Here is a 23,832-nt window from a genome sequence, read left to right on the forward strand (position 1 = left end):
TTGCATCAAGCCTGAATTTTTTTCATAGAGCAAAATCGTGCCCAGCAAATCTATCCCTAAGGAGGCAGATGTGGATATTATCAAGACCGATGTTGCCATCATCGGTGCCGGTGGCGGTGGCCTGCGTGCCGCAATCGCCATTGCAGAAGCCCACCCGGAGCTGGAAATCGCCCTGATTTCCAAGGTCTATCCGATGCGCAGCCACACAGTGGCCGCCGAAGGTGGCGCCGCAGGCGTCGTCCGTGATGACGACTCCCTGGAAAACCACTTCAACGACACCGTCTCCGGTGGTGACTGGTTGTGTGAGCAGGACGTAGTCGAGTACTTCGTCAACAACGCCACCAACGAGATGATCCAGCTGGAGCACTGGGGTTGCCCCTGGAGCCGCAAACCGGACGGCAAGGCCAACGTTCGCCGTTTCGGCGGGATGAAGATCCCCCGCACCTGGTTCGCCGCCGACAAGTCCGGCTTCCACATCCTGCACACCCTGTTCCAGACCTCCATCAAGTACCCGACCATCAAGCGCTTCGACGAGCACTTCTGTCTGGATCTCATCGTGGAAGATGGCCGCGTCCAGGGTGTCGTCACCTTTGACATCCAGAACGGCATCACCCGCTTCATCCAGGCCAAGTCCGTGGTGCTGGCCACCGGCGGCGCAGGTCGTGTCTATCGCTACAACACCAACGGCGGCATCGTCACCGGGGACGGCATGGCCCTGGCCTACCGCCACGGCGTACCGCTGCGGGACATGGAGTTCGTCCAGTATCACCCGACCGGTCTGCCGGGCACCGGCATCCTGATGACCGAAGGTTGTCGTGGTGAGGGTGGCATCCTGCTCAACAAGGATGGCTATCGCTACCTGCAAGATTACGGTCTGGGCCCGGAAACCCCGGTCGGCCAGCCAAAGAACAAGCACATGGAGCTGGGTCCCCGCGACCGTCTCTCCCAGGCCTTCTGGCAGGAGCAGCAAAAAGGCCGCGTGATCCAGGGCCCCATGGGCGACGTGGTTCACCTTGACCTGCGCCACCTTGGCGAGAAGTACCTGAAAGAGCGTCTGCCCTTCATCTGCGAACTGGCCAAGGCCTATGTGGGTGTGGATCCGGTAAAAGAGCCGATTCCGGTACGTCCGACCGCCCACTACACCATGGGTGGCATAGAAACTGACGGCAAGTGCGCCACTCGTCTGGCCGGTCTCTATGCCGCTGGCGAATGTGCCTCCGTTGGTCTGCACGGCGCCAACCGTCTGGGTTCCAACTCCCTGTCCGAGATCGTGGTCTTCGGCAAGGTGGCCGGTGAGCAGGCAGCCGAGTTTGCCGCCACCCAGCAACACGGCAACACCCAGGCGCTGGTCGCCAAGGCCGAGGCGCTCATCAAGCAGCACCTCTCCCTGCTCGACATCGACGGCACCGAAAACCCGGCGGATATCCGCAACGAACTGGGCATGTCCATGGAAGCCGGTGTCGGTATCTACCGTACCGAAGAGCTGATGCAGGGCACCATCGACAAGATCAACGAGCTGAAAGCCCGTTACAAGAAGATCAAGATCAACGACAAGTCCTCGGTCTTCAACACCGACCTGCTGTACGCCATCGAGCTGGGCTACATGCTGGACGTGGCGGAAGCCATGGCGCACTCCGCCATCAACCGCAAAGAGTCCCGCGGTTCCCACCAGCGTCTGGACGGTTACGAGGAGCGCGATGACGTCAACTTCCTCAAGCACACTCTCTCCTTCTACAACGGCGAAGGGGCCCCGACCATCGACTATTCCGATGTGAAGATCACTAAATCCCAACCGGCCAAGCGCGTGTACGGTTCCGAGGGTGAGAAACAAGACGAGGCTAAGAAGAATGGCTGAGATGATCGAAATTGAAATCCTGCGCTACCGTCCCGAGCAGGATAACGAGCCCTGGATGCAGACCTTCCAGGTGCCCTACCTCAAAGAGATGTCCCTGCTGGATGCGCTGCAATACATCAAGGATCATCTGGACTCTACCTTGAGCTTCCGCTGGTCCTGCCGGATGGCGATCTGCGGCTCCTGCGGCATGATGGTCAACGGCATTCCGAAACTCGGTTGCAAGACCTTCCTGCGCGACTACCTGCCTGGCAAGATGACTATCGAACCGCTCAACAACTTCCCCATCGAGCGCGATCTGGTGGTCGACATGTCCGACTTCATCGAGAAGCTGGAGAGCATCAAGCCCTACATCATCCCGTCCGAGCCGCGCAGCCTGTGCGATGGCGAGTACACCCAGACGCCGGCTGACATGGCGAAGTATCACCAGTTCTCCATGTGCATCAACTGCGGTCTGTGCTACGCGGCCTGCCCGCAATATGGCATCAACAAGAAGTTCACCGGTCCGGCAGCACTGGCGCTGGCCTATCGCTACAACGCCGACAACCGCGACAGCGCGTCCAAGGAGCGGATGAAGATCATCAGCCAGGACGAGGGCGTCTGGGGCTGTACCTTCGTGGGCTACTGCTCCGAAGTGTGCCCGAAAGGCGTGGATCCGGCCGCCGCCATCCAGCTTGGCAAGGTCGAGAGCGCCAAGGACTACATGATCGCCATGTTCAAGCCGGACTGAGACCAGGAGTGAGACCATGAACAACACTGAGAGCAAACGTAAGCCTTACGTGCGCGAGATGAAAAAAGACTGGTGGCTGAAGAATGCCTTCTACACCGGTTACATGATCCGCGAAGGCACCAGCATCTTCGTCTCCATCTACGCCGTCGTGCTGATGTGGGGTCTGCTGCGGCTGGTACAGGGTCAGGAGGCATTCAACGGCTGGCTGGAATCCCTGCAGAGCCCCATTGCCATCCTGTTCCACGTCATCGCCCTGGCAGCCTGCCTGTTCCACGCCAAGACCTGGTTCGCCCTGGCACCGAAAGCCATGCGCATCTTCCGTGGCGAAGACCTGGTGCCGGAGAAGCCGATCGTCATCGCCCAGTATGTGGCGCTGGCGGTGGTATCCCTGCTTGTCCTGATCATCGTGGCCTGAGGAGAAAACCATGAGACGTTCTGACGAACCCGGTTATTGGTGTCTGTTTGGTACCGGGCTCTCACTCAGAAACGTTGGCCACGATCACTCAATCATGATTTGAGGAAAAAATATGAGACGTTCTGACGAGCCAATTTACTGGGGTCTGTTTGGTGCGGGTGGCATGGTGGTTGCCATGCTGCTGCCGGTCATTGTCCTCATCACAGGTCTGCTGGTGCCCATGGGCATCATGGACGTGGAGACCATGAGCTACGAGCGCGTGCTGGCATTCGCCAGCTCCTGGTGGGGTGCCTGCATCCTGCTGGTGATCATCGCCCTGCCCGTCTGGCACGGCATGCACCGCATCTACCACGGCCTGCATGACTTGGGGATCCACACCACCAAGCTGCACCACTATGTGTTCTATGGCTTCGCCTTCCTGGTGTCCGCCATCACCGTCGGCCTGCTGATGGTACTGGTGCTCCAGTAAGCACATCCTGACTGCATGACAAACCGGGCCCAGTGCCCGGTTTTTTTATGACCATCTTCCGCGGTTCATCTCCACCCGGCAGCTGGCCTGCGCGCTCGTTCGGCATCCGTCACCAGAGTCGCGGTGCCGGTTCACGGCCGTTTTCCGCGTAGTAGAGCGACGGCAGAAACTGCGCCAGATAGCTGAACTCGCTGTAGCAGTGGCGCATCAGGTTGAAACCTACCTCGTCCGGCACCTCGTCAAACGGATTGGCGCAGGCCTTGCCCAGCAGAAAACGACTGCGCAGCACACAGCCATAGGGGGTATCCCGCGCCAGGTGCAGCATCTCGCCATCCAGTGGCGCCCCCTGCTCATCCAGCGCCACCTCGTCGCCAAAGCCGATACGGGCGCAGATGGCGGCAGAGAGAGCCTGCGTCTCCCGCGCCTCGTGTAGCGATTGCGGGGCGAACACCTCTTCGGCACCGTGGAACTTGAGGCGAGCTGCCACCGGCGGCAGCTCGGCAAGCCACTCCACCGCCGCTATGCTGGCTCCCACGAAGCGCTCCCCTTTTTTCCAGTGATGATCCCAGCCCCGGTGCTCGACATGATCGTGGGGGTGCCACCACCTGATGTGCTGGGTCGTCTCGAAGAAGGTGAACCACCAATCCAGCATGCGCCCCTTGCAGCCGTGCAGATCGGTGCGGATGGCGACCGTCAGCAGGCCGTCGGTGCTGCGGGTCAGACCCATTTCCAGGCGAAGGGGTTGCGGACTGAGCAACTCATTGATGTCATTGACGCCCCAGGGGGCAAACAGGGCAGAAGGATGCATGATATGACTCCCATAAATTTAGGAAACGAAGTTCGTTTCTTAAATTACGCTATGCCTGTATGCTGGGTCTGTCAATGCTTTCCAGGAGCCCATATGTCGCACCAGAACGATGAAGAAACACGCTCACGAGGCCGTCCGGTCACCCCGGAAGCCGACCTTCGCGCCGCCCTCGCCGAGGCGACGCTGACTTTGTTGCTCAAGGGGGGCTACAACGCTGCGACCGTGGATGCGGTGGCCAAAGAGGCGGGGGTTGCCAAGAAGACCCTCTACCGCTTCGCCGCCAATCGCGACGAGCTGGTAGCGCAGGCGGTGCGCAGCTGGACCGATGCCTTCCAGCCGGCCTTCGAGCAGGATGCAACCCACCCCGAGGCACTGGGAGAGATGCTGGAGCAGGGCTTGCAGGCGATTGCAGATCAGGTGCTGAGCGCACCGGCGGTGGGCATGTTCCGGCTGCTGCAGCATGAGTTCACGGGGCGGGATGCCCTGTTGGTGGCCTATCAGGAGAACGGTATTGCCCGCGGCAGGGCGACCCTGGCCAGCTGGCTGCAGCGCCAGCAGCAACTGGGCTGGCTGCGCGAGCTGGACGCTGCCCAGACCAGCGATCTGTTGCTGGCGATGACCATGGCGGAGCCGCTGCGCCAGATGGCGCTCGGCTTGCTGGCGCCGGGCAGCGACATCCGCGCGCGCATCACCGCGGCCGTTGCGCTGGTGCTGCCCGGCTTGATGCGAGGGTAGGCGTCCTTCCTCAGCGTGCCACCTCCTGCCATTGGGCCAACAAGGGAGCAGGAACGTTGCCATAACGCAGCAGCGGGGTCTGGTGCCACTCCGCCAGCTTCTGGATGGCCTTGCCCAGATCCTGGGCCAGGGTCCGGGTCACCCTGACCCCGTCTTCCAGATAGAGGCTCTTGACCTCGAACACCCCCTCCTTGCGATGGGCCTTGGCGTCCATCCTGCCCACCAGCTTGCCGCGATGCAGCAACGGCAGCACGAAATAACCGTACTGGCGCTTGGGGGCCGGGGTATAGCACTCGATACGATAGTCAAAGCCAAACAACTCGCTGGCCCGCTTGCGATCCCACACCAGCGGGTCAAAGGGCGAGAGCACGGCGGTGTGGCGCGCCTTGAGGGTGCCCGCCTGGGCCCGGACCAGCTCATCGGCCAGGGAGGCGTGAACGAAGGCTCCGTGCTGCCACCCCTCCACTCGTACCGGCAACAGCTCCCCCTCGTCCGCCAGTTGGTGGAGCAGGGCGTCGTATTTCCCCCGTTTAAGGCGATAGTAATCCGCCACCCAGCCGGTCTTGACCAGCCCCAGCGCCCGGCAACTGGCTCGCACCATGTCCCGCCGGGCGAGATCAGGACTCGGCAGATCCCGCTCGTCATTCCACTCCGGCATGACCCGCTCGGCGAGATCGTAGACCCGCTGGAAATTGCGCCGTTCGCGCACCATCAGCTGGCCTGCGGTAAACAGCACCTCCAGATGGCGCTTCTCCGGCTTCCAGTCCCACCAGCCGTTGCCCTTGTTCCCCTTGCGCTCGAAGTCTGCCGCCCGCACCGGGCCATCCTGGCGTATGCGCTCGACTATCTGCGCTATCTCGCCGCCGTGGGTCTTGAGCCACTGGGCGGAGAACTTCCAGCCCATGGCGGCGGGATCCAGCATCCGATGGCGCAGCAGCCGGTAATCTTCCCGGGGGACGAAACAGGCCTCATGAGCCCAGTATTCGAAGAGGTCACCATCGGCCAGCAGTTGTTCCAGCCAGCGCGGATCGTAGTGGCCAAGGCGGCTGAACAGCACCAGATAGGGGCTGCGGGCCACCACGGAGATGGTGTCTATCTGCAGCAACGCCATGCGGCGAATGCAGGCGAGCAGGTCGGCGGGGGTTGCTCTGGCGCGGCGCGGGGTCAGCAGCCCCTGGGCCGCCAGTTGCAGGTGGCGGGCGTCTTGCAATGAGAGGTGGGGGATCGACATGGAGATAGGGGCATCCGTTCCTGGGTATCAGGCCACCAGCATGCCCAACTCATGGCCAAATGAAAACGCCCGGCTCAGGGTTTGGTGAACACCGCCACATCCGCATGAGGAAACTCGACCTCTGCCTGCCAGCGGACCGCCAGGGCACGGAACGAGGCCTCGGCGAAGAAGACGATGTGGGTGGGATCGTGGCGATAGCGCCAGGTCTTGAAGCGCTCGTCCCCCAGCACCCGCTGGGTCTGCAACACCAGCACCCCGCCGGGCTTGAGACAGCCCCAGAGCGTGTCCAGCACGGCGCGGGGGGTGGCGATGTGCTCTATCACCTCGGTGCTGGTGATGAAGTCGTATTGCCTTGTCAGGCACTCTGGGTCGTCGGCATAGAACTTGTCGTAGCCCGCCATCTCGAAGCCCGCCTCCCGCCCCATGGCGATGAGGGCAGGCCCGGGGCCGCAGCCAAAATCGAGGCCGCTGGCAGGAGGCAACACCCGGGCCAGCACCTCGCCAAAGGCACGCATCAGAAAGGCCCGGTAGCGGGGATCGTCCACCCGGTTGTCGTGCCCGTCATAGACCGCCTTCTCGGCCCCCTCGTCCAGGTGGTCCGCCTCGTCCATCCAGACCAGCTCGCACGCCAGGCAGCGGTAATAGCCCTTGCCCGCCACCGGCAGGGCATGGTGCCGAGGGGAGAGACACAGGGGACAGTGAACAGGGGATGACATGGCAGCTCCTCGGGTGGCGACAGCGGGGCAGATTGCCTGCCACGCCCGCTGCTGGCAACTGTTTTGTCTGGAGCCCCCATCGACCCCCGTTCACCCCCCGCCAGTTTTTTTCGTCTTTTTTTGCGCCTTAAGGGTTTCTTAAGTTTGCCCTTTTACTCTCATCCCATCGCAAGAGAAGGAGCCAACCATGACCATCGAGATCCAAGCCCCCTACCGGTTGATCCTGGCCGAATCCCCGCAGCAGGTCATGGCGCTGCAAACCTATATCCAGGCCGCCTACACCCTCGAGTTCAATGCCCGCATTCCCCATTTTCTGCCCTGCCTGCTCGGGCTCTACCGAGCTGATGGCGTGCTGGTCGGTGCCTGCGGCCTCAATCAGGCCTGCCATGGCGAGCACGAGCAACCACTCTATCTGGAGCAATATCTGGAGCAGCCTGTCGAGGCCGCCATCGAGACCCGTCTCGGGGTACGTCCGGCCCGCCACCGCATCATCGAAGTGGGCAATCTTGCTTGCAGCGAACCAGGTCACGCCCGCCTGATGTTTGCCGCGCTGTGTCGTCTGCTGTGTGACAACGCCCTGGACTACGTGGTGTTCACCGGTACCGCCAAGCTGCGCAACAGCTTTACCCGCCTGCGTCTCAACCCGGTGGAGCTGGCCCCCGCCCAGGCCCATCAGGTGGGAGAGGATGCCAGTGCCTGGGGCGAATACTACCGCTGCCAGCCCAAGGTGATGGCAGGCGACATCAACCAGGGGCGCGAGGTGCTCGCACAGAGCAGCCTGCTGCTCAACCTGCTGGGGCCCATGCCCCGCCTTTTTAACCATGCCGACATCGACAGGAGGTGCGCGCAATGACGCTGTTCGACACCATCGCCCACCATGCCAGCCAGACCCCGCACCAGCCTGCGCTGCTAGGCAGCCAGAGTGAGCTGGATTACCAGAGCCTGTGGCAGCAGATCCAGCAACTGGCTGGAGTGCTGCAAGGGGCCGGCATCCGCCGCCTGGCCCTGCAACTCGACAACGGCCTGCCCTGGGCACTGATCGATCTCGCCTGCACCTGGGCCGGCATCGTGGTCATCCCGGTTCCCCACTTCTTCAGTCCGGCGCAGCAGACGTGGCTGCTGGAAAGCAGCGGAGCAGACGCCCTGGTCGGCCCGGAGCACCAGGGGTGGCAAGCCGCCTCACCCCTCGTGCTCATGGCAGGCAGGCCCGATGAGCAGGCCGTGCCCCTGTGGCGCCGCATCCCGGCCCGCCTCTCCGAGCTGCCAGCAGGCACCGCCAAGATCACCTATACCTCGGGCACCACGGGGCAACCCAAGGGCGTCTGCCTGTCGCTGGAACAGATGACGGCGGTCTGCGGATCCCTTGCCCTGCGGGTGGCCCCTGCCCGGGTTGAGAAACACCTGACCCTGCTGCCCCTCACCACCTTGCTGGAGAACCTGACCGGCTTGTATGTACCGCTGCTGACCGGCGCCTGCAGCCGCATCCCTTCCCTGGGGGAACTCGGCTTCTCGGGCTCCAGCAAGCTGGATCCTGCGGCCCTGGCCCATGCACTGCTGCGCTGGCCCAGCCACAGCCTGGTGCTGGTACCCGAGTTGCTGCGCCTGCTGCTGGCTCTGTGCCTCAATACCCCTGCCCTGGCGACACAGCTCGGCACCCTGCGCTTCGTCGCCGTGGGCGGCGGCAAGGTCGCCCCCGAACTCATCGCTCACGCCCGTGCGGCGGGGCTGCCGGTCTACGAGGGATACGGTCTCTCCGAATGCGGCTCCGTGGTCGCCCTGAACGGCCCCCACGGGGATCGTCCCGGCAGCGTCGGCCTGCCCCTGCCCCACTGCCAGGTGACGATCGCCGCAGACGGCGAAGTCATGGTCAGCGGCAGCGCCATGCTGGGCTACCTGGGGGAAGAGGGCGAGACGGGCAGTCAGATCGCCACAGGCACCTCTTCCTTAACACAGATCGCCACAGGGGATCTGGGTCGGCTCGACGAGGAGGGCTATCTCCATATCACGGGGCGCAAGAAGAACGTGCAGATCACCGCCTTTGGTCGCAACTTCTCCCCGGAGTGGGTGGAAGCCCAGGCCCAGCTCTGCCCGGCCATCGCCCGCATCGTCATCTTCGGTGATGGTCAGCCCGCCAACGTGGCCCTCATCCAGCCGCTGCCGGGCAGCCAGTCCCAATTGCCAGAGCAGATTGCCCGGCTCAACCAGCAGTTGCCCGATTACGCCCGCATCCATCACTGGTTGCCGGTCGCCCTGGATCAGCTCCCCGGCCTGCTGACGGCCAACGGGCGCCCCCGTCGCAACGAGATTTATCACCATTTTTCCCGGCAGATCAGCCAATGCCTCACAGGAGAGACCTCATGAGCTTCTACCAGACCCTGCAACAAGCCACCGCCTGCGAGCGCGAACGCCTGTTCAACGCCCCCATCATCGAGGCCTGCCGCCGCGGCGACATCAGCCGTGACACCTACCTCGCCTTCCTGGCACAGGCCTACTACCACGTGCGCCACACGGTGCCGCTCCTGATGGCCACCGGCGGCAAGCTGGGGCAGGAGTACGAATGGGTGCGTGGCGCCATCAGGGAGTACATCGACGAGGAGTACGGCCATCAGGAGTGGATCCTGAACGACATCCGTGCCTGCGGCGGTGATGCCGAGGCGGTGCGCCACGGCCAGCCGGGCCTGCCCATCGAGCTGATGGTGGCCTTCCTCTACGACCAGATCCAGCGCGGCAACCCCATGGGCTTCTTCGGCATGGTGCAGGTGCTGGAAGGCACCAGCGTCGCCATCGCCCTGACCGTCGCCGACCAGCTCAAGAGCGGTCTGGGTCTGCCGCCCCAGGCCATGAGCTACCTGAGCTCCCACGGGGCCCTGGACCAGGAGCACCTCAAGTTCTTCGAATCCCTGATGAACCGGGTGGAAGATGCCGCCGATCAGGCCGCCATCATTCACGCCGCCAAGGTGGTCTACCGCCTCTATGGCGACATGCTCTATCAGCTCACGGGATCCTACCAATGAAGCTTGAAGGCAAACGCATACTGCTGACTGGCGCCAGTGGCGGCATTGGTGAAGCCCTGGCCCATGAACTGGCGGCCCAGGGTGCCCATCTGCTGCTGCACGGTCGTCGGGCCAGCGCCCTGGAGCGCCTGCGCCGGGAGCTGCCTCATCCGGATCGCCACCAGACGGTGACGGCCGATCTCGGCTCTCCCCATGAGCGGGCGCAGCTGCTGCAACATCCGGCCCTGGACGAGGGGCTGGACGTGCTCATCAACAGTGCGGGCTGCAACCAGTTCGCCTGGCTGGAAGATCAGAGCAGCGAGCAGGTGACACGCCAGTTGCTGCTCAACGTCGAGGCGCCCATCCAGCTCACCCGGGCCCTGCTGCCCCGGCTGCGCAAGCCCGCCATCATCATGAACATCGGCTCCAGCCTCGGGGCCATCGGTTTTGCCGGCTACAGCGTCTATTGCGCCAGCAAGTTCGCCATGCGCGGCTTCAGCGAGTCCCTGGGGCGGGAGCTGGAGGGAACCGGCATCAAGGTGCTGCACTTTGCCCCCCGCGCCACCCGCACCCACCTCAACTCCGAGGCGGCCTATGCCATGAATGCCGAGCTTGGCACCCGGACCGACAGCCCACAGGACGTGGCCGAGGAGGCCGTCATCGCCCTGTGCAACGAAACGCGCCGCCGCTGGCTCGGCTGGCCGGAAAAGCTCTTTGTGCGGCTCAACGGCCTGCTGCCCGCCTTGGTGGACATGGCCCTGGCCAAGCAGCGCCCGATCATCGAGCGCCACGCCCGCCGCACCGCCTCCCCTGCCCCCGATCACAGGAGCGATCCCGCCTGTGCGACAAACGAGAAGGAACATTGAGATGAAGCACACCACTTTCCGTCCCCGATTTGGTCACGGCCCCCTGTTGCTCGTCCTGGGAGGCCTGCTGGCAAGCGGTCTGGCACAGGCCGCCGATGCCCTGCCCACCATTCAGCAGGAGTGGGCCCACTGCCAGTACCAGCAGACCGGCAACGCCAAGGAGAGCTGCCTGGAGAGCCTGAGTGCCAAGGCCGATGAGGCGAGCGCCAAGGAGGCATTTCGCACCGATCTGCTGATCTGGTCCGCCATCGTCAAGAGCACCTGGGCGGGGGCCAAGGGCGGCCTCGGCGCCCTTGGTCTGGTGAAGGAGGCCAAGGCCAAGCTCGAGATCGCCATCAAGCAGGATCCCAAGGCGCTGGAAGGCTCGGCCTACACCAGCCTGGGCTCCCTCTACTACCAGGTACCGGGCTGGCCGGTGGGCTTTGGTGACGACGAGAAGGCGGAGAAGCTGCTCAAGCAGGCGCTGGCCATCAATCCCACCGGCATCGACCCCAACTTCTTCTACGGCGACTTCCTGCTGGATCAGGGTGACAAGGCACAGGCGAAGGTCTATCTGGACAAGGCCCTGGCCGCCCCGGCCCGCCCTGGTCGCGAGGTGGCGGACGAGGGCCGCAGAATGGAAATTCGCGAGCGTCTCGCCAAGCTGTAAACACAAGCAGCACAGTGCGCTATTTCAACTCTGCCCACCAGCTTGCATACTGGTGGGCAGTGTCGTTTGAGGGAGAGAACAATGCGGATCCTGTTGGTGGAAGATGATGTGATGCTGGGAGACGGCATGGTGGATGCCCTGCGCAGCAGCGGCTACACGGTGGACTGGCTCCAGCAGGGGATGCCGGCCCTCTCGGCGCTCAAGAGCGAGGAGTTTGCCGCCCTTGTCCTGGATCTCAACCTGCCGGACATCGACGGCATCAGCCTGCTGCGCAAGTTGCGCCGGGAGGGGCAGACCCTGCCCGTGCTCATCCTGACCGCCCGTGATGCCCTGGATGACCGGGTGCTGGGGCTGGATGCAGGCTCCGACGACTACATGGTCAAACCCTTCGCCCTGCAGGAGCTCAACGCCCGGCTGCGCGCCCTGGTGCGGCGCAGCAAGGGGCAGGCCCAGGCGGTGCTGGAGTACGGGGAGCTGCAGCTCTTCCCCGCGTCACAACAGGTCACCTATCGGGGCGAGCCGGTCAAGCTCACCCCCCACGAGTACAAGCTGTTGCAGGAGCTCATCACCCAGAGCGGCCGGGTATTGAGCCGGGATCAACTGCAACAGAGCCTCTACGGCTGGGACGAGGGGGCAGAGAGCAACGCGGTGGAGGTGCACATTCACCACCTGCGCAAGAAATTCTTCCCCGAGCTCATCCGCAACATTCGCGGCGTCGGTTACATCGTGCCCCAGCTCGACGTCCAGGGCGCAAGAGGAGCCTCAGCCCCATGAGCCGTGTCCGTTCCATCCGCCGTTTCCTGCTCTCCGGCATCTTGGCCCTGGTCAGCCTCAGCCTCGCCATCAGCGGCCTTATCGGCTACCTGCAGGCCAACCACGAGATGGAAGAGCTGTTTGATGCCCGTCTCGCCCAGTCCGCCCGCATCACCAACCAGTTGCTCAGCCGCTATCTCAAGCAGAGCGGCGAGCTGCCGCGCAACGGCACCGTGTACCAGGAGTGGGTGCAGGCCGTCCCCGAGACGCCCCACATCGAGAAGGGCGGCTTCTTCCAGTTCGGCCAGGACAACGAGTTCACCCCCTATGGCCATGAATTCGAACACAACCTCTACTTCCAGTTGCTGAGCGAGCAGGGCGCCGTGCTGCTGCGCTCGCCCAATGCCCCGGCCCAACCGTTGACCACCCTGGAGCGGGGCTTCAACAGCGAGACCAAGGATCATCACGAGTGGCGCACCTTTACCCTCTACAACGAAGATGAACAGACCTGGCTCATCGTGGCGGAGCGGGATGACGAACGCAGCGAGCTGGCCAGCAAGATGGCCACCCTCACCATGCTGCCCCTCTTCATCACCCTGCCCTTCCTGCTCGGTCTGCTGTGGTGGCTGATCACCCGGGGGCTGTCACCGCTGCACCAGCTGGCGCAAGCCATCGGCGAGCGTCATCCCGCCAACCTGAGCCCCCTCAATCTCGCCATCAAGGCCGAGGAGCTGACGCCGCTGGTGGGGGAGATCAACCGGCTGATGCACGCCCTCGCTGACACCCTGGATCGGGAGAAACAGTTCACCAACGAGGCCGCCCACGAGCTGCGCACCCCCCTCGCGGTGCTGCGCATCCACAGCGAGAACGCCATGACGGCCGAGGATGATCAGAGCCGGGAGCAGGCCCTGCGCAAGATGCTCTTGGCCCTCGATCGCAGCGATCGGCTGATCCGCCAGTTGCTGACCCAGGCCCGCATCGACAACCAGCAGAGCCCGGCCCTCACCGCCCTTCCCTTGTTCCCCTTGTTGCAGGGCACCCTGGCGACCCTGGCCCCCATCGCCCTGAAAAAGGATCAACAGCTGTCCCTGGAGGGCGCCGAACAGGTGCAGGTAATGGGACAGGCGATGTTGCTGGAGCTGATGTTCGGCAACCTCATCGACAATGCGCTGCGCTACACCCAGGTGGGCGGCGAGGTCGCCGTGGTGGTGAGCCAGGTGGGCAACCGGATCCGGGTGGATGTGCGGGACAACGGCCCCGGCATCCCCACCGCCGCCCTCTCCCGGTTGTGCGAGCGCTTCTTCCGGGTCAATCCCCAGCAGGGGGATGGCGTGGGCCTTGGCATGGCCATCGTCTCGCGCATCGCCCAGCTTCACGGAGCGGATCTCGACATTCACAATCGGCCTGAAGGGGGGCTCGAAGTGAGCGTGCTGCTGCCCGCCTCGCGCCAGGCATGACGGGTCAGCCTTTGCGCACGCCATGAAAAACGGGGGCCAGGCCCCCGTTTTTCATGGCTGCACCACCCTAGTCGCAGGTGGGCTGTACCGTGAAGGTCCGGCTCGAATCCACCGGTCCCAGCTCCGCCAGCAGACGGCGCCCCAGCAGCACCGGGTAGATCATCTTGCTGCGATCCCGCAGGGTGAACCACTCCTTGTAGACCTGGTCCCCGACGCAGACGGACATGGTCACCGTCGGGCGCTCCTCCATGCCGCCCGCCCCGCGCACCGTCACGCTGCGCTCCACCGGCCGCTCCACGCTCCGGCGCACCACCTTGTCGGTATTGGCATCGGTCAGCACCAGGTTGAAGCGCACCCAGGGCTTGCCATCCTTCTTGAAATGCTTCAGGTCGCGGGCATCCAGCGACGAAGTGAGGGCACCGGTATCGAGCTTCATCTTGACCGCCACCCCGTAGGGCATCAGCACCCCCTTCTCGATCCAGCCATAGCTGGTCTGGGCCGCCATCGCGCTGCCGCACAGCGCCCACATCATGGCTGCCGCCACCATTCTCTTGCCCATCTTGCTCTCTCGCCTTGTCAGTCTTGCGCCCAGATGTATCACAGCCAACTGCCGGGTCAACCGGATTCTGGCGCGCAGGGGAGCAGGCTCTGGACGCGGTGCCAACAGGCGACAATCCATGCCGGGCACGGTGCGTGAGTGGGGAATGCAGCAGGAAAACGAGGGGAGAACAGGGTGCTGGATGACGCTGGCGGCCATCCTCAGGTTGTGACGCCAAAGGCTACCACAGCGGTGCGTGAATTATCAGTCTTGTTCTGACGGGATTTTTGCCTACACTGCTGTAAACCGGAGGGCCTGAAAACCACCGGTTTTTTTGCGCCTGCCGAAAAGTTGCCACTGCAAAGTGACCTCTCACACAAGGCTCAATAAGGAATTCGCAATGCGTATCGAAGAAGACTTGAAGCTCGGTTTCAAGGATGTCCTGTTTCGCCCCAAGCGCTCTACTCTAAAGAGCCGTTCCCAAGTCAGCCTGACCCGCCAGTTCACCTTCAAGCACACCCAGACCCGATGGCAGGGCGTGCCCGTCATCGCCGCCAACATGGATACCGTCGGCAGCTTCGCCATGGCGCGTACCCTGGCCAGCTTCGAGATGATGACGGCGGTGCACAAGCACTACAGCCTTGCGCAGTGGCAAACCTTCGTCAATGAGACCGACCCGGCCCTGCTGGGCCACGTAATGGTCTCCACCGGCACCTCGGAGGAGGACTTCACCAAGACCCGCCAGATCCTCGCGATGTCCAGCGCCCTGCGCTTCATCTGCGTGGACGTGGCCAACGGCTACTCCCAGCACTTCGTCGAGTTTCTGCGCAAGATCCGCGAGGCCTGCCCGAACCACGTCATCCTCGCTGGCAACGTGGTGACCGGCGAGATGGTGGAGGAGCTGATCCTCTCCGGCGCCGACATCGTCAAGGTGGGCATAGGCCCGGGCTCGGTCTGCACCACCCGGGTCAAGACCGGGGTCGGCTACCCGCAGCTCTCCGCCATCATCGAGTGTGCCGATGCGGCCCACGGCCTGGGTGGCCAGATCGTCGGCGACGGCGGCTGCACCTGCCCGGGGGATGTGGCCAAGGCGTTTGGCGGCGGCGCCGACTTCGTGATGCTGGGGGGCATGCTGGCCGCTCACGAAGAGTGCGGCGGCGAAGTCGTCGAGGTCGATGGCGAGCCCTTCATGAAGTTCTACGGCATGAGCTCGGCCAGCGCCATGGACAAGCACGCCGGCGGCGTCGCCGAGTATCGCGCCTCCGAAGGCAAAACCGTGCTGCTGCCCTACCGCGGCCCGGTGGAGAACACGGTGCGCGACATCCTGGGCGGGGTGCGATCCACCTGCACCTATGTGGGGGCCAGCCAGTTGAAAGAGCTCACCAAACGCACCACCTTCATCCGGGTGCGCGAGCAGGAGAACAACGTCTACGGCAAAGAGTAAGTTCCTCCTTCGGCCCCGAGCCGACCGTTAGAAGCCAGCCAACCGGTGTGCTACCCTGCGCACCGGTTTTTTTGCATCTGGGATCCCGCGCCATGACAAGCCCTCTCCCCCCCTTCGACTGGGACATCTTCTGCTGCGTCGTCGACAACTTCGGTGACATCGGCGTCACCTGGCGACTCGCCCGCCAGCTCAAACAGGAAGGCGCGCTCCCGGCGCAGAAGAGTGAGGTGCAGGTGCGGCTCTGGGTGGACGATCTGGCCAGCTTCGCGCGCATCTGCCCGGCGCTCGACCCCGCACAGGACGGTCAGTGGGTCGATGGCATCTATGTCCAGCACTGGCACGAGCGCCTCCCCGCCGACATGACCCCGGCCAGGGTGGTCATCGAGGCGTTTGCCTGCGAGCTGCCCGCCCCCTTTATCGAACGCATGGCCGAGCAGACCACGCCCCCCTGCTGGATCAACCTGGAGTACCTCTCGGCCGAGAGCTGGGTCGAGGATTGCCATGGCCTCGCCTCGCCCCAGCAGGTCGGCAGCCGGCGCCTCGACAAGTACTTCTTCTTCCCGGGTTTCACCGCCAGAACCGGCGGCCTCTTGTGCGAGCACGGCCTCATCGTCGAGCGCGAGCGCTGGCAACAGGATGTTGCGGGACTGGCCGCCTACTGGGCCAGCCTCGGCCTGCCACCCCAACGAGAAGACGAGCTGCGGGTCAGCCTCTTTACCTACGAGAGCGAGGCGCTCAGGAGCCTGGCCGAGGGCTGGCGCCAGAGCGTCACCCCCGTCACCCTGCTGCTGCCGCTGGGGCGCTCCCTCGACGACGTGCTCATCGGCGCAGGGCTGGCAGAGGCCATTCCCGGTGCCCGGGCCGGAGATCTGCTCCAGGCGGGCAACCTCACCATCAAGCTGCTGCCGATGACCGATCAGAGGGGCTACGATCGCCTGCTGTGGAGCTGCGATCTCAACCTGGTGCGCGGGGAGGACTCCTTCGTGCGGGCCCAGTGGGCGGGGCGCCCCTTCCTCTGGCATATCTACCAGCAGGAAGAGGATGCCCACATGGTCAAGCTGGACGGTTTTCTCGACCACTACCTCTCCCCCTTGCCAGCGCCGGCCGGTCAGTGGCTGCGCCGCTTCAACCATGCCCTCAACCGGGGGGAGCATACGGGTGAACTCTGGGCACAATGGCCGCAATACGCGGCCATATGGCAGCAACATGGGCGCACCTGGCCACAGAGGCTGCTGGCGGACGGGGATCTCGTCACGAGGTTGGTGAAATTTTTAGAAAGCCGTATATAATCTGGCAGTTTTTATCCGTCCGTTTCACGAACAGGAATTTTTTACATGAAAACCGCACAGGAAATCCGCGCTGGTAACGTAGTCATGATCGGCACCGAGCCGATGGTGGTCCAGAAGGCTGAATTCAACAAATCCGGCCGTAACTCCGCCGTGGTCAAGATGAAGCTGAAGGGTCTGCTGAACGGCAGCGCCACCGAGACCGTCTTCAAGGCCGACGACAAGCTGGAAGTCGTTCAGCTGGAGCGTAAAGAGTGCACCTACTCCTACTACTCCGACCCGCTGTATGTCTTCATGGACACCGAGTACAACCAGTACGACGTCGAGAAAGACAACCTGGGTGATGCCCTGAACTACCTGGTAGACGGCATGGAAGACCTCTGCGAAGTGACTTTCTACAACGAGAAAGCCATCTCCGTAGAACTGCCGACCACCATCGTGCGTGAAGTCGAGTACACCGAGCCGGCCGCCCGTGGCGACACCTCCGGTAAAGTGACCAAGCCTGCCCGCCTGAAGGGCACCTCCTACGAGCTGGCCGTTGCCGCCTTCGTGGAGATCGGTGACAAGATCGAAATCGACACCCGTACCGGTGAATTCAAGCGTCGCGTCAACTAAGTTGACCCCTTGATGTGATTGCAAAAAAAGCGAGCCAAGGCTCGCTTTTTTATTGGCTGGCACCTCACGGCCGGCCTGATGAGAAGCCGTGCCCCTAGCGGCGATGGGCCAGTGCCCGCACCAGCCTGTCCCCCACCCCCTGTACCAGTTGCACCAGCAGCAGCAACATGACCACTGTCCCTGCCATCACCTTGTCGTCAAAGCGCTGGTAGCCGTAGCGGATCGCCAGATCCCCGAGCCCGCCGCCACCGACCACCCCCGCCATGGAGGAGAAGCCAATGAGCATCACCACCGTCAGGGTGAGTCCGGCCAGCAGCGCCGGCAAGGCCTCGGGCAGCAGCGCCTTGACGACCACGTGCCAGCCGCTGCCCCCCATGGCGAGCACGGCTTCGACGCGCCCCTTGTCCACCTCATCGAGGGCGCTCTCCACCACCCGGGCAAAGAAGGGGAAGGCCCCCAGGGTGATGGGGACGATGGCGGCAGTGCTGCCCAGTGAGGTGCCGACCACCAGCCGGGTCAGGGGGATCAGGGCGATCAGGAGCACCACGAAGGGGAGCGACCGCCCGATGTTGATACCGATCCCCAGCACCATGTTGAGACGGGGCAAGGGCAGCACGCCCCCGGGACGGGTCACCACCAGCAGCACCCCGGTCGGCAGCCCCAGCAACAGGGTGAACACGGCTGCCACTCCCACCATGTAGAGCGTTTCGAGCGACCCCTGATACATCAGTTCGAGCAAGGCATCGACACTCAGGCGACTCTGCATAAACGCACCTCCTCTGTGACTCCGTGACGCGCCATGAAACGCCGCAGGATCTCGGGATCCGGCAACAGGGCCTGCCGCACGCGGGAGTCGGGGTTGGCCAGCAGGGTGCCCAGAGCGCCGCTTTCCACCAGCTGACCCCGTTCAAGCAATGCCGCGTGATCGCAGATGGCCCTGACCACCTCCAGCTCGTGGGTGATGAGTACTATGGTGATCCCGAGGCGGCGGTTGATGTCGGCAAGCAGCGCCAGCACCGACTCCGTGGTCTCCGGATCCAGGGCACTGGTCTCCTCGTCACAGAGCAAGTGGCGCGGATTGGCGGCCAGGGCGCGGGCGATGCCCACTCGCTGCTTCTGCCCTCCCGACAACTGGGAGGGAAAGGCGCGACGGTGCTCGCCAAGCCCCACCAGTTCCAGCAGCTCGCTGACCCGGGCCGCCCGCTCCCGGCGCGCCACTCCGGCGATTTCCAGCGGGACCGCCACGTTCTCCTCCACGCTGCGGGCGTGCAGCAGATTGAAATGCTGGAAAATCATGCCGGTCCCCTGACGGTGGCGGCGCAAGGCCGCCCCCTCCAGGGCCGTGATGTCGCGGCCATCGAACAGGATGCGGCCCCGGCTTGGCCGCTCCAGCAGATTGAGGCAACGAATGAGCGTGCTCTTGCCCGCGCCGCTGCGCCCGAGAATGCCGTAGATGGCTCCATCCGGTATCTCGAGCGACACTCCCTCCAGAGCGGGTTGCCCGTGCCCCGGGTACTGCTTGCCGAGCCCCTCCAGCACTATCATGACTGCCGCCCGGCCACCGGGATCACCGACCCCTTGTAGCTCTTGCGAATGAAGTCGGCGATCGCCCTGGACTCCAGATCCCGCGCCAACTGGCGGATCCGCGGATCATCCTTGAGCGCCGGGGTGGTCACCAGGATGTTGGCGTAGGGATTGTTCTGGGCGCTCTCCAGCCCCAGGGCATCGCGAGCAGGCTCCAGCCCCGCCTCCAGGGCATAGTTGCCATTGATCACCGCCAGATCCACGTCGTCGAGGGAGCGCGGCAGCTGCGGCGCCTCGATCTCCAGGATCTTGAGCGCCTTGGGGTTGGTGGCGATGTCGTGCACCGTCGCCAGATCCCGCGCCGGATCTTCATGGCCGGCCTTGAGGGTGATGAGCCCCTCGTGCTGCAACAGATAGAGGGCCCGGCTCAGGTTGGTGACATTGTTGGGCAGGGCGATCACCGCCTTTTCCGGTACCTCCCTCAGGTGCTTGAACTTCTTCGAATAGATGCCAAGAGGCTCCACGTGTACGGTCGCGGCCACCACCAGCTCGGTGCCGAGCGCCTTCTCCTGATCCCGCAGGTAAGGGACGTGCTGGAAGTAGTTGGCATCCACATCACCCGCCACCAGCAGGGCATTGGCATTGATGCCGCCGCTGAGCTCGATCACCTGCAGATCCAGCGAAGGGTCCTGGCGTTTCACCTCGCCGAGGATATCCGCATGGGGCAGTGGATCCGCGGCAACCCGCAGCGCCTGGGCTGCCTGGGCGGAGAGAGAGAGTCCGAGGGCCAATACCAGGCCGCTCAGGGAAAACAGTCCGTGCTTGTTCATCTTGTGCTCCTTGCCATGCAATCAATGGGTGGTTTCGCCGACCGCCAGCGCCCGGGGCGCCGGCAACAGATCGGCATGGTGGCGCAATGCCACATCAGGGTGGGAACGCAGCCGCCCCTTGAGGTAGTTCCAGCCCACCTCCCGCAGCAGCGGATTGTGCGGGTCGGTGGCAGGTCCCCTGGCTTCACGGGCCAGTGCCTCGGGCAGCGGATAGACGGGCACCACGACGTCGAGCTGGGCCCCCAGGAAGAAGGCGATGGAGAGACGCTCCTGCCCCGGCGCCGACGGCACCACCCGGTGCACGGTCGCCCGCAGGTAGCCGTTGCTGGCGAGCTCCAGCAGCTCACCGATGTTGACCACGAAGGTGCCGGGGAGCGGGAGCGCGTCGATCCAGTGATCCGGCGCCACCTCCACCTGCAGGCCGGGCTGGTCATCCTGCAGCAGGAAGCTCAGGAAGCCCGAATCCTTGTGGGGACCGACCCCCTGGGTGGCGCCCCGCTCACCGGGATAGCGGATCAGCTTGATATGTTCGTTGGGACGCTCTCCGTGCAGGGCATCGAAGGCATCTGGCGACAGTGCGAGCGCCTCGGCAAAAGCCCCGAGCAGGGTACGGGACATGCGGGTCATCTGCCCACGCCAGCGCGTCAGCACGGGTTGCAGTGTCGGCAGCGCCTCCGGCCACTGATTCGGCCCCTGCAACCGCCACCAGGGCGGGTCGCCCGCCGCGCGCGGCAAGGCAGGGCGATCGGCACCGATATCAAACTGCTCTCGCCAGTCGGGTTGACCCCGGGTCAGCTCCGCCCCCGGTCGGTTGTAGCCACGAAAATGGGGAGAGTGGATCATGGCGACCTGCTGCTTGGCCGCCAGAGGCAGCGCAAAGAAGGCCCGCGACAGCTGCTGCACCTCCTGTTGCAGCTCGGGATCGATGCCGTGGCCGGTCAGGTAGAAAAATCCCGTCTCTCTCGCGGCATCGCGCAACGATGCCAGAAAATCGGCCCGGGCGTCGGGCGAGGCATCCAGCTGCCTCAGGTCGAGGATGGGCAAGTGAACCAAGGTGCTCATGGCGATAACGCTCCCTGTCGATGGAAAGTGAGGGTGAATCTCTCGTTCTGACGAGACAGGGGGGGAGAATTCTCCGCCTGCGGCCAGTGACGACATGCCCCGGCCCCCTGTCTGCCTGCCCTTACTGAACCATGTATGGGTCACAGGATGGAACAATCAAAACCGGGAATGCTTTGCCATTTGGAACAATCCCGGCCCCGTGTCCGGCCCGCCGGTCAGACCCTCTTCGCCACCGCCGATGCCGATGTGCCCCCTTGCCCTAAAGAAACCCCCGGCGAGGCCGCTATGAGGGAGTGCTGGAGGATCCCCCATGACATTTCGCCCCTATCTGCTGCTGACCCTGCTTGCTTTTGCCGCCCACGGCGCCGGGCAGGCACCGTCAGGCGCCGCCCCGGATCCAGCCCCCCTGGTTCCCCCCGACTACTGGCAGAGCAGCGACTGGCAGGGAATACCCGACAGCACCAGGGTGGACAAGCAACAGGTACTGTTTGCCAAGCACGACAGCGACAACTACGTGGGTCTGGTCATCCTGCTGCCCGACTGGCAGCGCAGCGGCCAGCTGTGGCAACTGACCCGGGAGCTGGGGCGCCTCGGTTTCGATACCCTGCTGCTGCTCCCCTCGCCGCAGCAGACCGAGCTCGACCCCGCCGCCGAGAAGAAACAGCAGGTCATCGACGATTTTCGCAAGCAGTTTGCCTCCCGCATCAGCAAGCTGGGGGATGCCAAGCTGCAGGAGGGGGGCTTCAAGCTGCTGCTGGCCCAGGGTACCAGCGCCGCCTGGGCCGCCAACCTCATCGCCAGCGAACAGTTGCCCGCCCCCGATGCCCTGGTGCTGCTCGACGGCTTCTTCCCCAACCAGCTGAGCAACCAGACCCTCGCCAAGCAGATAGCCCAGGGCAGCATCCCTACCCTGGATCTCTATCAGGAGGAGGGAGGACGCTGGCCCCTGCTGGCGGCCGAAGCCCGCAGAAGCGAGAGCCGCCGCAGCCACAAGCTCAACTACCGCCCCTATGCCCTGATGGATCTGGAGGAGACACCGGGGCGCATCCAGGGCTGGCTGACGCACCTGGGCTGGATCTGAGGCCCTCCGAGGCACAGCCACCCGCCTTTTGCCTTCCCCATCGGACTTGACCCGATGCCACCGCGCTGGTCAGCCGCCCTCCATGTTTGGCATCATGTCCGAACCAATGGCAGGAGGCTTCATGCAGCAAATCGTGTTTCTCGACAGCGACACCCTGGACACCGGCATCAATCTGCGCCGCCCCGATTTTCCCCATCACTGGCAAAGCTACCCGACCACGGCGCCGGATCAGGTGGTGGAGCGGCTCAAGTGCGCCAGCATCGCCATCATCAACAAGGTGCGCATCGGGGCCGATGAACTGGCCCAGCTGCCCGAACTGCGCCTGATCGCCCTGGCCGCCACCGGCAGCGACAACCTGGATCTGGAGGCGTGCCGCGCCGCCAATGTCGCCGTGTGCAATATCCGCAACTACTCGGGCCCTTCCGTCCCCGAGCACGCCATGGCCCTGATGCTCGCCCTGTCGCGCAACCTGTTCGCCTGGCGCCAGTCCCTGCTGGAGGGGCGCTGGCAACAAAGCGGACAGTTCTGCTTCTTCGACCACCCCATCACGGATCTGCATGGCAAGCGCCTCGGGATCATCGGCAAGGGAACCCTGGGACAGGCACTGGGACAGCGGGCCAGCGCCATCGGGATGGAGGTTTACTATGCCCAGAGCCAGGTCGGCTCCCCGGGGGATGACGACAGGCTGCCCCTGGATGCCCTGCTGCAAAGTTCGGATGTGATCAGCCTGCACTGCCCGCTCACCCCCTACACCCGCCATCTCATCGGGGAGCGGGAGCTGGCCCTGATGAAACCGGGCGCCCTGCTCATCAACGTGGGCCGTGGCGGCCTGGTGGACGAGCAGGCGCTGCTCGAAGCCCTCGGCAACGGCCGTCTGGGGGGCGCCGGTTTCGATGTTGCGAGCGTCGAGCCGCCGCCTCCGGATCACCCCCTGATGCAGGCCCTGCGTTACCCCAATTTCATCCTGACTCCCCACGTGGCCTGGGCCAGCGAAGAGTCGATGCAGCGCCTCGCGGATCAGCTCATCGACAACATCAACGCCTTCTCCCTTGGCAGGCGCCAGCACCGGCTGGTGTAAGAGGCCGCTCGCCGCCCCTCACGGGCCGGCAGCGGGATCAAAAAAGGGGCCAAGGGCCCCTTTTTGTCGGTCAGCTTGCCGCAGCATCAGTCGTCATGCCATCTGTGCTTGCGGTGCTTTTTGTGTTTCTTGTGGTGCTTGTGATAGCGCCTGTCATCGTAATAGCGATCGCCGCGGCTCTCGTGACCATCCCCGGTCCTGGCTCCGATGGCGGAGCCACCGGCACCACCGATACCGGCGCCGATCAGCTGGCCCGTGCTGCCACCGACGCTCTTGCCGATGGCAGCCCCGCCCAGGGCACCGACGGCGCCGCCGAGCGCAGCTTCGTTCTTGTTGCCCCTATTGGCCGTGGCCGCACCACCGGCCGCGCCCCCCAGGGCTGCCCCCACCAGGGCGCCGGTGTCGCCACCCAGCTCCTTGCCGATCATGGTGCCCGCCACCCCGCCGGCTCCGCCGCCGAGAATGGTATTGAGGGTCTCGGATGCCTGCACCTGTCCTGTGCCCAACAGCAACGCCCCCAGCAGCGCCAGTGCGCTCATGCCAAACGGTTTCATTTTCATGGGGTACTCCTGTCAAACCTGATGATTGATTATTTTTCCCTGCACTATACAAAGCCCCCTGACCTGCGCCACTGCCGCAATGGGCACCTCACGGCCAGCCCTCCCTGTCTCCGGTTCGCGACACGATGCAAGAAAGCAGG

Annotated in this window: 26 protein-coding genes; 17 read left to right on the plus strand and 9 right to left on the minus strand. The window is 64.2% G+C overall.

Annotation, left to right across the window (positions count from 1 at the left end):
- The first annotated feature begins 70 nt into the window (after window positions 1–70).
- The 4 genes from frdA (at window position 71) to frdD (ending at window position 3,466) form a co-directional block, all read left to right on the plus strand.
- Entirely contained in the window at window positions 71–1,855 is a 1,785-nt protein-coding gene (gene frdA / locus C2U30_RS07995) for a fumarate reductase (quinol) flavoprotein subunit (protein ID WP_010673806.1), read from the plus strand.
- On the plus strand, window positions 1,848–2,582 hold the full coding sequence (locus tag C2U30_RS08000) for a succinate dehydrogenase/fumarate reductase iron-sulfur subunit (protein WP_041215634.1): 735 nt from the start codon (window positions 1,848–1,850) through the stop codon (window positions 2,580–2,582). The genes frdA and C2U30_RS08000 overlap by 8 nt, the downstream gene beginning before the upstream one ends.
- Window positions 2,583–2,598: 16 nt before the next feature.
- Window positions 2,599–2,997 (plus strand): hypothetical protein, encoded by a 399-nt coding sequence (locus tag C2U30_RS08005; RefSeq protein WP_017781597.1) that lies wholly within the window; start codon window positions 2,599–2,601, stop codon window positions 2,995–2,997.
- Window positions 2,998–3,109: 112 nt separating this feature from the next.
- Window positions 3,110–3,466, plus strand: a complete 357-nt coding sequence (gene frdD / locus C2U30_RS08010) for a fumarate reductase subunit FrdD (protein WP_010673803.1) — start codon at window positions 3,110–3,112, stop codon at window positions 3,464–3,466.
- A 109-nt stretch (window positions 3,467–3,575) separates the two neighbouring features.
- Here frdD and C2U30_RS08015 read toward each other — a convergent pair whose 3' ends face one another.
- Window positions 3,576–4,274 (minus strand): DAPG hydrolase family protein, encoded by a 699-nt coding sequence (locus C2U30_RS08015; RefSeq protein ID WP_103243581.1) that lies wholly within the window; start codon window positions 4,272–4,274, stop codon window positions 3,576–3,578.
- A gap of 93 nt (window positions 4,275–4,367) precedes the next feature.
- Between C2U30_RS08015 and C2U30_RS08020 the strand changes: the two genes are divergently transcribed.
- Window positions 4,368–5,009: a TetR/AcrR family transcriptional regulator gene (locus tag C2U30_RS08020; protein ID WP_103243582.1), complete on the plus strand. Its 642-nt coding sequence runs from the start codon at window positions 4,368–4,370 to the stop codon at window positions 5,007–5,009.
- Window positions 5,010–5,019: 10 nt separating this feature from the next.
- On the opposite strand, the gene C2U30_RS08025 is transcribed toward C2U30_RS08020, so the two are convergent.
- Both C2U30_RS08025 and C2U30_RS08030 read right to left on the minus strand, forming a co-directional pair.
- Window positions 5,020–6,240: a winged helix-turn-helix domain-containing protein gene (locus C2U30_RS08025; RefSeq protein WP_103243583.1), complete on the minus strand. Its 1,221-nt coding sequence runs from the start codon at window positions 6,238–6,240 to the stop codon at window positions 5,020–5,022.
- Between the two features lie 74 nt (window positions 6,241–6,314).
- Window positions 6,315–6,956 carry a class I SAM-dependent methyltransferase gene (locus tag C2U30_RS08030; RefSeq protein WP_103243584.1) on the minus strand — a complete coding sequence of 214 codons (642 nt, stop codon included), beginning with the start codon at window positions 6,954–6,956 and terminating at the stop codon, window positions 6,315–6,317.
- Window positions 6,957–7,143: 187 nt separating this feature from the next.
- Here C2U30_RS08030 and C2U30_RS08035 point away from each other — a divergent pair, with 187 nt between their 5' ends.
- The 7 genes from C2U30_RS08035 (at window position 7,144) to C2U30_RS08065 (ending at window position 13,674) form a co-directional block, all read left to right on the plus strand.
- Window positions 7,144–7,809 (plus strand): thermostable hemolysin, encoded by a 666-nt coding sequence (locus C2U30_RS08035; protein ID WP_042014526.1) that lies wholly within the window; start codon window positions 7,144–7,146, stop codon window positions 7,807–7,809.
- The gene (locus C2U30_RS08040) at window positions 7,806–9,317 is read left to right on the plus strand and encodes an AMP-binding protein (RefSeq protein ID WP_103243585.1); all 1,512 of its coding nucleotides are present in this window, start codon (window positions 7,806–7,808) and stop codon (window positions 9,315–9,317) included. Before C2U30_RS08035 ends, C2U30_RS08040 begins: the two co-directional genes overlap by 4 nt.
- Window positions 9,314–9,970 (plus strand): TenA family transcriptional regulator, encoded by a 657-nt coding sequence (locus C2U30_RS08045; protein WP_103243586.1) that lies wholly within the window; start codon window positions 9,314–9,316, stop codon window positions 9,968–9,970. The genes C2U30_RS08040 and C2U30_RS08045 overlap by 4 nt, the downstream gene beginning before the upstream one ends.
- Window positions 9,967–10,815, plus strand: a complete 849-nt coding sequence (locus C2U30_RS08050) for an SDR family oxidoreductase (RefSeq protein ID WP_039039562.1) — start codon at window positions 9,967–9,969, stop codon at window positions 10,813–10,815. The genes C2U30_RS08045 and C2U30_RS08050 overlap by 4 nt, the downstream gene beginning before the upstream one ends.
- A gap of 1 nt (window position 10,816) precedes the next feature.
- Complete coding sequence (locus tag C2U30_RS08055) at window positions 10,817–11,464, plus strand: tetratricopeptide repeat protein (RefSeq protein ID WP_045525602.1); 648 nt, start codon at window positions 10,817–10,819, stop codon at window positions 11,462–11,464.
- Between the two features lie 81 nt (window positions 11,465–11,545).
- Entirely contained in the window at window positions 11,546–12,238 is a 693-nt protein-coding gene (locus tag C2U30_RS08060; protein ID WP_041215642.1) for a response regulator, read from the plus strand.
- Complete coding sequence (locus C2U30_RS08065) at window positions 12,235–13,674, plus strand: ATP-binding protein (protein WP_039039559.1); 1,440 nt, start codon at window positions 12,235–12,237, stop codon at window positions 13,672–13,674. Before C2U30_RS08060 ends, C2U30_RS08065 begins: the two co-directional genes overlap by 4 nt.
- 67 nt (window positions 13,675–13,741) lie before the next feature.
- On the opposite strand, the gene rloA3 is transcribed toward C2U30_RS08065, so the two are convergent.
- The gene (rloA3, locus tag C2U30_RS08070) at window positions 13,742–14,221 is read right to left on the minus strand and encodes a retropepsin-like aspartic peptidase RloA3 (protein WP_041212542.1); all 480 of its coding nucleotides are present in this window, start codon (window positions 14,219–14,221) and stop codon (window positions 13,742–13,744) included.
- A gap of 391 nt (window positions 14,222–14,612) precedes the next feature.
- Here rloA3 and C2U30_RS08075 point away from each other — a divergent pair, with 391 nt between their 5' ends.
- From C2U30_RS08075 to efp, 3 genes are all read left to right on the plus strand, one after another.
- Window positions 14,613–15,656 carry a GMP reductase gene (locus C2U30_RS08075; RefSeq protein WP_049636557.1) on the plus strand — a complete coding sequence of 348 codons (1,044 nt, stop codon included), beginning with the start codon at window positions 14,613–14,615 and terminating at the stop codon, window positions 15,654–15,656.
- Between the two features lie 92 nt (window positions 15,657–15,748).
- Complete coding sequence (gene earP, locus C2U30_RS08080) at window positions 15,749–16,945, plus strand: elongation factor P maturation arginine rhamnosyltransferase EarP (protein ID WP_103243587.1); 1,197 nt, start codon at window positions 15,749–15,751, stop codon at window positions 16,943–16,945.
- A 45-nt stretch (window positions 16,946–16,990) separates the two neighbouring features.
- Entirely contained in the window at window positions 16,991–17,557 is a 567-nt protein-coding gene (gene efp, locus C2U30_RS08085; RefSeq protein ID WP_010673788.1) for an elongation factor P, read from the plus strand.
- A 94-nt stretch (window positions 17,558–17,651) separates the two neighbouring features.
- Here efp and C2U30_RS08090 read toward each other — a convergent pair whose 3' ends face one another.
- Genes C2U30_RS08090 through C2U30_RS08105 form a run of 4 tightly spaced genes read right to left on the minus strand, consistent with a single transcriptional unit; the run spans window position 17,652 to window position 20,973 of the window.
- Window positions 17,652–18,323 (minus strand): methionine ABC transporter permease, encoded by a 672-nt coding sequence (locus tag C2U30_RS08090; protein ID WP_010673787.1) that lies wholly within the window; start codon window positions 18,321–18,323, stop codon window positions 17,652–17,654.
- Window positions 18,308–19,102 (minus strand): methionine ABC transporter ATP-binding protein, encoded by a 795-nt coding sequence (locus C2U30_RS08095; RefSeq protein WP_103243588.1) that lies wholly within the window; start codon window positions 19,100–19,102, stop codon window positions 18,308–18,310. Before C2U30_RS08095 ends, C2U30_RS08090 begins: the two co-directional genes overlap by 16 nt.
- The gene (locus C2U30_RS08100) at window positions 19,099–19,911 is read right to left on the minus strand and encodes a MetQ/NlpA family ABC transporter substrate-binding protein (RefSeq protein ID WP_010673785.1); all 813 of its coding nucleotides are present in this window, start codon (window positions 19,909–19,911) and stop codon (window positions 19,099–19,101) included. Before C2U30_RS08100 ends, C2U30_RS08095 begins: the two co-directional genes overlap by 4 nt.
- Before the next feature lie 21 nt (window positions 19,912–19,932).
- The gene (locus tag C2U30_RS08105; protein WP_103243589.1) at window positions 19,933–20,973 is read right to left on the minus strand and encodes an isopenicillin N synthase family dioxygenase; all 1,041 of its coding nucleotides are present in this window, start codon (window positions 20,971–20,973) and stop codon (window positions 19,933–19,935) included.
- 310 nt (window positions 20,974–21,283) lie between these two features.
- Here C2U30_RS08105 and C2U30_RS08110 point away from each other — a divergent pair, with 310 nt between their 5' ends.
- Both C2U30_RS08110 and C2U30_RS08115 read left to right on the plus strand, forming a co-directional pair.
- Window positions 21,284–22,054 (plus strand): DUF3530 family protein, encoded by a 771-nt coding sequence (locus tag C2U30_RS08110; RefSeq protein WP_039041094.1) that lies wholly within the window; start codon window positions 21,284–21,286, stop codon window positions 22,052–22,054.
- Window positions 22,055–22,175: 121 nt separating this feature from the next.
- Window positions 22,176–23,132, plus strand: a complete 957-nt coding sequence (locus C2U30_RS08115; protein WP_039041095.1) for a D-2-hydroxyacid dehydrogenase — start codon at window positions 22,176–22,178, stop codon at window positions 23,130–23,132.
- A gap of 86 nt (window positions 23,133–23,218) precedes the next feature.
- On the opposite strand, the gene C2U30_RS08120 is transcribed toward C2U30_RS08115, so the two are convergent.
- Window positions 23,219–23,692, minus strand: a complete 474-nt coding sequence (locus C2U30_RS08120) for a YMGG-like glycine zipper-containing protein (protein WP_039041096.1) — start codon at window positions 23,690–23,692, stop codon at window positions 23,219–23,221.
- Window positions 23,693–23,832 lie beyond the last annotated feature (140 nt).

The sequence above is a fragment of the Aeromonas sp. ASNIH5 genome, from assembly GCF_002902865.1.
Classification (GTDB): Bacteria; Pseudomonadota; Gammaproteobacteria; order Enterobacterales; family Aeromonadaceae; genus Aeromonas; species Aeromonas caviae.